The 514-nt window shown below is 60.7% G+C and carries 1 protein-coding gene; it reads right to left on the bottom strand.

The window, feature by feature from the left end; all coding sequences use genetic code 11:
- On the bottom strand, positions 1–514 hold a 514-nt coding region (locus BIU82_RS19530), incomplete at both ends, for an SdrD B-like domain-containing protein (protein WP_290439155.1).

Below are 514 nucleotides of genomic sequence, written 5' to 3'. Positions count from 1 at the left end.
ACGAAGCACCCTGCGGAAGACCAGCAAACTCAACGACATAACCGCCAAGCTGCAGACCCTCAAACAGGTACGCACCATTCTCATCCGTAGTCGCCGTCACCGGCTGACCATCAGCACCATTCACCGGAGCACCCTGGCCATCCAACAGATTCACAGTCACACCAGCAAGACCAGGCTCACCAGCATCCTGCACACCATCAGAATCCAGATCCGACCACACACGATCACCAATCGAACCCGGACCAGCAGCAGAGCCGTCCGTAACGGTCAGTGGAGCGGTATCGGTGCCCCCCTCTGCGTCGGTGCCCTTGACGGAGTACTCACCCGGAGCGCTTCCTTCCGGAACGGTCAGCGGAGTAGTGAAACCACCCTCACCGTTGGTCGGAACGTTCTCCACCGGAGCACCCACCGGGTTACCGGCCGGGTCAAGGAGCTGAACAGTCACCGTCGAGTTCGGAGCGAACCCGACACCGGTCACCGTGGTGTCATCACCGGCAGGAACAGTGGACGGATC

Source organism: Arthrobacter sp. SW1, assembly GCF_001766675.1.
Lineage (GTDB): Bacteria > Actinomycetota > Actinomycetes > Actinomycetales > Micrococcaceae > Arthrobacter.
This window is presented reverse-complemented; position numbering and strand designations above follow the sequence as displayed.